Genomic DNA, 8,579 nt, shown 5'->3' on the forward strand with positions numbered 1-8,579 from the left:
GCAGTGAACCACAGGCCCGGCGGGCGTGCGCGGGAGGGCGTCAGCCCTCGGCGGCGCGCCGCCGCTCGAGGCGCTCCCGCTGCGGCACCACCGTGTACTTCGGATCCTTCGCCGAGGCCACGCCGCCCTCGAAGATGCCGAACCGGGTCGCCACCGAGGCGCCCAGCAGCGCCACCCCGGACAGCGCGGAGAGCGTCCGGCTGCGCCGACCCAGCAACGCGCCGGCCACCCCGACCGCCGTCAGGGCCCGTCCGGCGCGCAGCAGGCGACCGGGCCGGCCGGTGCGGTAGGGCTCGCTGAGCAGCCCGAGGCGGGTCTCCACCCGGTGCGCGCCGTACAGCTCCAGGGCCGCGCCCGCCACCGCCATCCGCCGGGCGGGCCCGGCCTGCGCGCAGGGCGCGGCGATCAGCCCGACGCCGGCGCCGCTGGCCAGGGCGCTGCCCGCGAAGATGACCGGCAGTTCCGGGTACGCCTCGTGCCACGACGGCACGGCCGTGTCGGCCAGCAGCACCCCCGTGTACGTCGCCAGCGCCGGCGCGGTCGCCGCGGCGGCCAGCCCGGCGGCGTGCCCGACCGGCGGCAGCGCCCGGCGGACGAGCCCCGGCAGGCCGCGCCCGGGCAGCCATGCCGCGCCCTCGGCGACCGCCGCGAGCCCGGCGGCCGGGCCGAAGGCGCCGAGGATCCAGGTGCCCACGGACATGGGCGAGGTGGGCTTGGCCACCCGGAGCATGTGGTGGAAGCGGGCGGGCCGCCCCAGGTCCTTGATCAGGAAGACGGTGCTGGCGGTGACCGCCGCCAGCGAGGCGACCCGGCCGGCGCGGCGCAGCGCGGGACGGCCGGTGAGCTGCCCGCCCGCCGCGAGCAGCGACGAACCGGCCGCCAGCCCGCCGGTGAACAGGTACGCGGCGATGTCCCACTTCCAGACCGGCGCCTTGAGGATCGGCCAGCCGTAGTAGGAGGTGAACTCGGCCTCCGGGACCCTCAGCTCCTCGCCGCCGCGCCGCCTGCGCCCACCGCGCTCCGGACTCATGAGGAACCTCCCACGAACGCGGCCACGGCCGCCGCCGCCATCGCCAGCGCGGCCAGGCCGGCGCGCTTCCACATCTTCGGCAGGTCCCGGGTGGTGACCACCGGGTCCGGCGGCAGCCCGTACACCTCGGGCTCGTCGAGCAGCAGGAAGAACGCGCCGTCACCGCCGACCCCGTCGCCCGGGTCGTGCCCGTAGAGCCGCGCCTCGGGCACGCCCCGCTCGTGCAGCGTCGCCACCCGGGCCGCGGCCCGCTCCCGCAGCTCGTCGAGGGGGCCGTACTGGATGGACTCGGTCGGGCACGCCTGGGCGCAGGCCGGAGTGTTGCCCGCGCCGATCCGGTCGTAGCACAGCGTGCACTTCCACGCCCGGCCGTCGCCCTTGCGCTGGTCGATGACGCCGTAGGGGCAGGCGGAGATGCAGTAGCCGCAGCCGTTGCAGATGTCCTCCTGCACCACCACCGTGCCGAACTCGGTGCGGAACAGCGAGCCGGTGGGGCAGACGTCGAGGCAGGCCGCGTGGGTGCAGTGCTTGCAGACGTCGGACATCATCAGCCAGCGGAAGTCGGTGCGCCCCTCCGCGCCCCCCGCGCGCCCCCGCGGCTGCGCCCCGGGCATCCCCAGGAACTCCGGCCCGCCGGCGGGGCCCGTGCTCGTGCCGGTGCTGGTCGCGCCGGCGTCGGTCCCCGGGCCGGCCCCGGTGCCGGCGGCCATCCGCGCGGCCGCGTCCGCCGCGCCCGGCGGCACCCCCGGCTCGGTGCCGGTCGGGTTGCCGACGCCGGCGGCCACGGCCGCCGACGAGGCGCTGACCGAGCCGCCCGTCGGCGTGCCGGCGAACGGCGGGCTGCGGTGCCCCGCCGGGCGGGGCTGCTCGACGAACGCGACGTGCCGCCACGAGTTCGCGGTCAGCGCGCCGGTGTTGTCGTACGACATGCCGAGCAGGTCCAGCCCCGAGCCGGGGACGTCGTTCCACTCCTTGCACGCCACCTCGCACGCCTTGCAGCCGATGCAGACGCTCGTGTCGGTGAAGAAGCCCATCCGGGGCGGGGCGTCGGTCCAGCCGGCCTCCGGAGCCGGGTCCAGCGGCCCGGACAGGCTGTGCGGGTCAGGAAGCATCGGTGCCCTCCCCGGCGCCGTCGGCGGGCTCCGGCGGGGCGAGCGCCCCCGGGGTGAGCGTCGGTGCCGGCTGGCCGGGGACGATGCCCGCCCGCCGCTGGTAGTCGGCCACCAGGTCCAGCAGGGCCGGGCCGGTGGGCCGCCGACCGGGCCGTACGTCACAGGTACCGATCTTGCTCTCCTGGATCAGCACGTTCGGGTCCAGGGTGATCCCGAACAGGTCGTTGGCCGAGTCGCCCGTCACCAGGCCCTCGAACCCGAAGTGGTACGGCAGCCACACCTGGTGGATCACCCGGCCGTCCACGCGCAGCGGGCTGAGCCGGTCGGTGACCAGCACCTTCGCCTCGATGACCGCCCGCCCGCTGACCAGGTGCGCCCAGCCCAGGTGCGCCAGGCCCACCTCCGCGGCCAACTCCGGGGACACCTCGACGAACATCTCCGGTTGCAGCTCCGCCAGGGGCCGCACCGTACGGCTCATCCCGCCCGCCGTGTGGTGCTCGGTGAGCCGGCTGACCGTGAACACGTACGGGAAGACCTGGCTGTGCTCCTGCGGCGGGCTCGGGTTCACCGAGTTCACCGGGTGCGCGTACACCTTGCGGGTGGGGTTGGCCTGCTGCCGGTAGAACGGGTTGCGCACCGGCGACTCGGCCGGCTCGTAGTGCGTCGGCAGCGGGCCGTCCAGCACGCCGCTGGGCGCGTACAGCCAGCCCTTGCCGTCGCCCTGCATGACGAACGGGTCGTCGCCGGCGATCCCCTCCGGGCCGGACGCGCCGTCCGGCGGCCGGTACGTCGGCGGCTTGGTCCGCTCGAAGTCCGGCACGTCGTAGCCGGTCCACTCCCCGGCGTCCGGGTCCCACCACACGTAGCGCTTGCGCTCGCTCCACGGCCGGCCCTGCGGGTCCGCCGAGGCCCGGTTGTAGAGGGTGCGCCGGTTCGCCGGCCACGCCCAGCCCCACTCGGCGGCCACCCAGTCCTGCTCGTGACGGGACCGGCGCCGCGCCGCCTGGTTGACGCCGTCGGCGTACACCCCGGAGTAGATCCAGCAGCCCACGGCGGTGGAACCGTCGTCGCGGGCCTCAGCGAACGCGGACAGCGGGCGGCCGGTCGCCACCTCGTACCCGTTGATCTCGCGCAGCACCGTCTCGGCGTTCGGCTCGGCGTGCGGACCGTGCGTGGGATAGTCCCAGGCCAGGTCGAGCAGCGCCCGGTCGCGCGGCAGGTCGGAGCCGGCCAGCTTCTCCCGCAGCCGACGCCCGAGGTGGTAGAAGAACCACAGCTCGGAGCGGGCGTCGCCCGGCGGGTCGACGGCCTTCTCCCGCCACTGCAGCAGCCGCTGGGTCTGGGTGAAGGTGCCCTCCTTCTCCACGTGCGAGGCGGCCGGCAGGAAGAACACCTCCGTCTTGCACTGCTCCGGCACGATCTCGCCAGTGGCGACCTCGGGACTGTTGCGCCAGAACGTGGCGCTCTCGATCATGAACAGGTCGCGGACCACCAGCCAGTCCAGGTTCGCCATGCCGAGGCGCTGCGCCCGGCCGTGCGCCGAGCCGACCGCCGGGTTCTGACCGAGCAGGAAGTAGCCCCGCACCTTCCCGTCGATCATGTTCAGCACCTGCTGGTACGTCCCGTGGTCGCCGGTCATCCGGGGCATGTACCCGTAGCAGAAGTCGTTCTCGGGCGTCGCCGCGTCGCCCCAGTACGCCTTGAGCAGGCTCGCCGCGTAGGCGCGGGCGTTGCCCCAGAAGCCCTTCTGGCCCGGATGGCGGATGCTGTCCACCCACTCGTCGAAGGTGGGGTGGTCGGCGTGGTGCGGCATCGGCAGATAGCCGGGGAGCAGGTTGAACAGCGTCGGGATGTCGGTGGAGCCCTGGATGCTGGCGTGCCCGCGCAGGGCCAGGATGCCCCCGCCGGGGCGGCCCATGTTGCCCAGCAACAGCTGGATGATCGCGCCGGTACGGATGTACTGCACGCCGACGCTGTGCTGCGTCCACCCCACCGAGTAGATCAGCACGCCGGTGCGCTCCCGGCCCGAGTTGGCCGTCCACGCCTCGGCCAACTCCAGGAACTTCTCGCGCGGGATGCCGCAGACCCGCTCCACCATCTCCGGGGTGTAGCGGGCGAAGTGCCGCCTGAGGATCTGGTAGACGCAGCGCGGGTGCTGCAACGTCTCGTCCCGCTCCACCTGCCCGCCCACGTCGGCGCCGTGCGACTCGTGGCGCAGCCCGGCGGCGGTGTCCCGCTCCTTCGCGGTGTGCCCGCTGCCGGAGTCGGACTCGTGGCCCGCGTACTGCCAGGAGTCCTGCACGTAGCTGCCCGTCTCCGGATCGAACCCCGAGAAGAAGCCGTCGCCGTCCTCGGTGTCGACGAAGCGCTCGCTGACGATCGTCGCGGCGTTGGTGTAGGCCAGCACGTACTCCCGGAAGTCCAGCCCGTTCTCCAGGATGTGGCGCACCACGCCACCGAGCAGCGCGATGTCGGAGCCCGCGCGGATCGGCAGGTACGTGTCAGCCACCGCGCTGGTGCGGGTGAACCGCGGATCGACGTGGAACACCTTGGCGCCGCGCCGCTTGGCCTCCATCACCCACTGGAAGCCCACCGGATGGGCCTCGGCCATGTTCGAGCCCTGGATGACGATGACGTCAGCGTTGGCGACGTCCTGCTGGAAGTCCGTCGCGCCGCCGCGACCGAAGCTGGCCCCCAGACCGGGGACGGTGGCGGAGTGTCAAATGCGCGCCTGGTTCTCGATCTGGAGCGCCCCCATCGCCGTGAAAAGCTTCTTGATGAGGTAATTTTCCTCGTTGTCCAGCGTCGCCCCACCCAGACTGGAGATGCCCAGCGTGCGGTTGAGCGGCCGGCCCTGCGCGTCGACGTCCTCCCAGGTCTCCGCCCGCGCGGCGAGGATCCGGTCGGCGATCATGTCGAGCGCGACGTCGAGCTCCAGATCCTCCCACTCGGTGGCGTATGGCCGCCGGTAGCGAACCTTCGTCTGCCGCAGGGGGCTGGTGACGAGGCTCTTGCTGGCCGACCCCTTCGGGCACAGCCGCCCCCGGGAGATCGGGCTGTCCGGGTCGCCCTCGATCTGGGTGACCGCTCCGTCGGTGACGAAGACGCGCTGGCCGCAGCCGACCGCGCAGTAGGGGCAGACCGACCGCGCCACGCTGTCGGCGGTCTCGGTGCGGGCGGTCAGCTCCGCCGAGCGGCCCGACTGCGCCGCGGCGCCCCGGCCCAGCGGGTCGGTCCCGGTGAGCTGCCGGTACACCGGCCAGCCCTGGATGAAAGTCCGCAGGCCCACGCGCGACACCCCCTCCCGGCCCGTCCGACACAGCCACCATGAACATAGGCCAGGCCGTCCGGGACCGCGACCCGTGCCGCGGGATCACCCCCCGACGGTCACCGCCCGCTTCCCACGGCGTCGCCCATGGCCGTACGCGACCGGTGTCCCGGCGGCGGTCCGCTCGATGTCGGCTGCGGGGCCGGCGAAGACAGCGCCGCCCCCGGGCCCGGAGGCTCGGGGGGCGGCGCCGGTGTCGGTGTGCAGGTCGCCTCTCGGCGAGTGGCGCGACGCGGCTCCAGCCGGACGGTATTCCGCGAAGGCAATTTAGGTGAGGCCCGGGGACACTGGACACACCGACACCTCATTCAACCAGCCGACGGGCTGCGATGTTCCACCGGCGGTGGATGTGCCGCTGGCCGGCACCCCGTGTTCGGGTGCCGGCCAGCGATCCCCCTTGTGGTGGAAAGTCTGCGTGTCAGCTGTTCCAGTGCTCGGTGACGAGGTCGGCGGCCTGCTGCTCCCACTGGGCGTAGTGGTCCGGGTACGCCGACACCTGCACCGTCTGCGCGGCCTTGGTCAGGGGCATGTCCTGCCACCCGTCGACCTGCTTCAGACCCTTCAGAAACGCCATCGTCGAGTACTCCGGGTCGGTGATCTGCTCCACCGTGCCCCAACCCGAGGACGGGCGCTGCTGGAACAGGCCCTGCGAGTCGTGGTCGTTGCGGTCACCCAGATGACCCAGGTTCTCCAACTTCGACTCCTGCAACGCGGTGGCGATCGACACCACGGCGGCACGCTCGTCCATGCCGGCCTTCTTCGTCGCCGCGATGATGGCCTTGACGTTGTCGACCTGCTCGTCGGACAGGTCGACGTGCGACTGGGCGCCCTGCACACCGTGCGGGATCAGCTTGGCCTTGTCGACCGACGGCTTGTCGGCCTGCACGGCCACTGCCACCGGCGTCGACTCCACCGACGGGGCCGCCTGCGCGGTCGCGGGACCGGCGAACACGCCACCGGCGAACGCGAGACCAGCAACACCAAGAACGCTCTTACGAATGATCGTGTTCATCAGAAACGCTCCATTCGGGGGTTGGCACCCACACACCGAAAGGGGGATCGGCTTCACGCGGGTGCAAGCACCGTCGGCGCTCATGCGAACTCAAGGGGCTCATGCGAACTCAAGGGGGTTCTCCGGCGAAACCTGGAGGGAATCTCCGACGATCAAGCGATCAAGCCAGAGGAAAGACCAGAGAAAAGATCAGATCGGCCGTACCAGCCGGCTGTCCAACCCGTGCGGGCCGAAGAGCGGGGCCGGGCTGTCGTGCGGGGCGGGGGACGCCCTCACGTCGGCCGGACCATGTGTAACCACCGCCGGCCCGCCATCATTCCGGGGGCCGGGGCCCGCCAACCCATCGGGGCGGCGTGACCTCGGCGGCGTGGGTCTTGCTCGGTCGTACGCAGGGTGTAACGACCCCGTCCCGGCCACGATTCCGCCCCCACGATGCCCCCGGTCACACCCACAAACCGCACACCCGGCACCATCACGCCACCCACCGACGACTCACCGGCTCAACCCGCCCCGGCCAGCCACCACGAAACCGGACACCCGGTCACACCCGGGTCCACGGGTTACCGACTCCCGGCTCACCCGGCTCACTTGGCTCAACCCGGCCCACCAGGCTCACTCTGGCTCACCAGGCTCACCGGGCTCACCGGGCTCATCCGGCTCATCCGAGTGAACCCGGGTGAGCCGGGGTCCTCGGGTCACTTGAGTCACCCGGGTCCCTGGGGTCACCGGGGTCGCCCCAGACACCCGGGTCACGAGGCGCCGGTGGAGATCTTGGTACGAGAGTGCCCCTGGAGGGGCCGTTTCTTGCCAAGATCTCCGGCAGGAGCCCGGCGGACGGACGCGAGAAGTAGGCACCGACGGGGTGTGGCCCGCCGTGCCCGGCGCAGGGATCAAGCCTGACCGCCCGGAGCCGGGCACGGCGGCCACACCCACCACGACGCACCGCACCCCCACGAAACCATCCGACACTGGCAGTAACCACCACGCCGAGAATGCAGAACCCAGCCCCGGCGACCCGCGCTCACCGCCGGCCAGGAGCACAAAAAACCATCCCGACCACGCCCCGCCAGCCACGACACCGGCGAAACCGCGATCCCCAGCGGCCCGACCTGGGGTTACCCTGACACCATGCAGGCCCTCTCCCCCGCTCCGACCCGCGCGGCCCACCTGGCCCGTCCGGGCCGGCCCGCCGTGGTGGCCCGCACCCTCACAGAGCTGACCGGCCCCACCCGTGGCGTGGTGGAGTTGCCGGTGCGGCTGATGTGGAACTCCGACCGCACCTTCGACCTGGGCGATCCGGACGAGTTGCTCTGGATGTACGAGAACGTGCTGCGCGAGACCACCCGCGCGGAGGATCTCCGGCTGCTCATCAACGGGCGCACGTTGCGCCGGGTGTGGCGGCTGCTCAACCTGCCTCGGGGCGTACGCCAGGCGTGGGAGAGCCGGCACCGGGGGCTGCGTACGGCGTGAGCACGCCCCATCCGCACGAGTTCTACCGCGAGGTGGCCCGGGTGGCCCTGTCCGCCGCCGGGCCGTACCGGTTCGTGCTCGGCGGCGGGGTGGCCTGGGCCGCACACGGGCTGGTGACCCGCCCGACGGAGGACGTGGACCTGTTCGCGGACGTGGAGGGGGCCGCCGCCGCGGCGGCGGACGGGGTACGGACGGCACTGGAGCGAGCGGGGTTCGAGGTGACCGACGCCGACCCCGACAGCGAGCTGGCCGAGCTGTTCGACGGCTTCGACCGGGACCTGAGGGACTTCGTGGTGAGCCGGGACGGGCGGCTCATCCGGCTCAGCCTGGCCCGCCTCGACCGGCACCGGAGCCCGGTGGTGATGGACCTCGGCCCGGTGATGGACGTACGGGACCTGATGGCGAACAAGACCGCCGCCCTGGTCAACCGGCGGGAGGTCCGGGACTACATCGACGTCGCGGCGGCCCTGGAGCACCACGACGTGGCAGAGCTGCTGGAACTGGCCCGCCAGCTGGACCCGGCCCTGGACGAGGACGACGTCCGGGCCGCCGGCCGCTACCTGGACCGGCTGCCCGACCGCCGGTTCGCCCGCTACGGCCTGGACCCCGCCGCCGTCGCCCAGGTCC

The 8,579-nt window shown here is 72.8% G+C and carries 6 protein-coding genes; 2 read left to right on the forward strand and 4 right to left on the reverse strand.

Going from position 1 to position 8,579, the window contains the following annotated elements; all coding sequences use genetic code 11:
- Positions 1-40 precede the first annotated feature (40 nt).
- The 4 genes from nrfD to F6X68_RS13735 form a co-directional block, all read right to left on the reverse strand.
- Positions 41-1,030: an NrfD/PsrC family molybdoenzyme membrane anchor subunit gene (gene nrfD / locus F6X68_RS13715; RefSeq protein ID WP_151454636.1), complete on the reverse strand. Its 990-nt coding sequence runs from the start codon at positions 1,028-1,030 to the stop codon at positions 41-43.
- Entirely contained in the window at positions 1,027-2,142 is a 1,116-nt protein-coding gene (locus F6X68_RS13720) for a 4Fe-4S dicluster domain-containing protein (RefSeq protein ID WP_151454637.1), read from the reverse strand. The genes nrfD and F6X68_RS13720 overlap by 4 nt, the downstream gene beginning before the upstream one ends.
- Positions 2,132-5,431 (reverse strand): formate dehydrogenase, encoded by a 3,300-nt coding sequence (gene fdh, locus F6X68_RS13725; RefSeq protein WP_255474751.1) that lies wholly within the window; start codon positions 5,429-5,431, stop codon positions 2,132-2,134. Before fdh ends, F6X68_RS13720 begins: the two co-directional genes overlap by 11 nt.
- Before the next feature lie 457 nt (positions 5,432-5,888).
- Positions 5,889-6,482 carry a hypothetical protein gene (locus F6X68_RS13735; protein WP_151454639.1) on the reverse strand — a complete coding sequence of 198 codons (594 nt, stop codon included), beginning with the start codon at positions 6,480-6,482 and terminating at the stop codon, positions 5,889-5,891.
- A 1,128-nt stretch (positions 6,483-7,610) separates the two neighbouring features.
- Here F6X68_RS13735 and F6X68_RS13745 point away from each other — a divergent pair.
- Positions 7,611-7,952 carry a hypothetical protein gene (locus tag F6X68_RS13745; RefSeq protein ID WP_151454641.1) on the forward strand — a complete coding sequence of 114 codons (342 nt, stop codon included), beginning with the start codon at positions 7,611-7,613 and terminating at the stop codon, positions 7,950-7,952.
- On the forward strand, positions 7,949-8,579 hold a 631-nt coding region (locus F6X68_RS13750; protein ID WP_225852189.1), incomplete at its 3' end, for a nucleotidyl transferase AbiEii/AbiGii toxin family protein. The genes F6X68_RS13745 and F6X68_RS13750, both read left to right, overlap by 4 nt.

It is taken from the genome of Micromonospora sp. AMSO12t (assembly GCF_008806585.1).
GTDB lineage: Bacteria > Actinomycetota > Actinomycetes > Mycobacteriales > Micromonosporaceae > Micromonospora > Micromonospora reichwaldensis.

Bases quoted from the DNA above. Each gene is read 5' to 3' on its own strand.
- nrfD (WP_151454636.1), bottom strand. From the start codon at position 1,030: ATGAGTCCGGAGCGCGGTGGGCGCAGGCGGCGCGGCGGCGAGGAGCTG.
- F6X68_RS13720 (WP_151454637.1), bottom strand. From the start codon at position 2,142: ATGCTTCCTGACCCGCACAGCCTGTCCGGGCCGCTGGACCCGGCTCCG.
- F6X68_RS13735 (WP_151454639.1), bottom strand. From the start codon at position 6,482: ATGAACACGATCATTCGTAAGAGCGTTCTTGGTGTTGCTGGTCTCGCG.
- F6X68_RS13745 (WP_151454641.1), top strand. From the start codon at position 7,611: ATGCAGGCCCTCTCCCCCGCTCCGACCCGCGCGGCCCACCTGGCCCGT.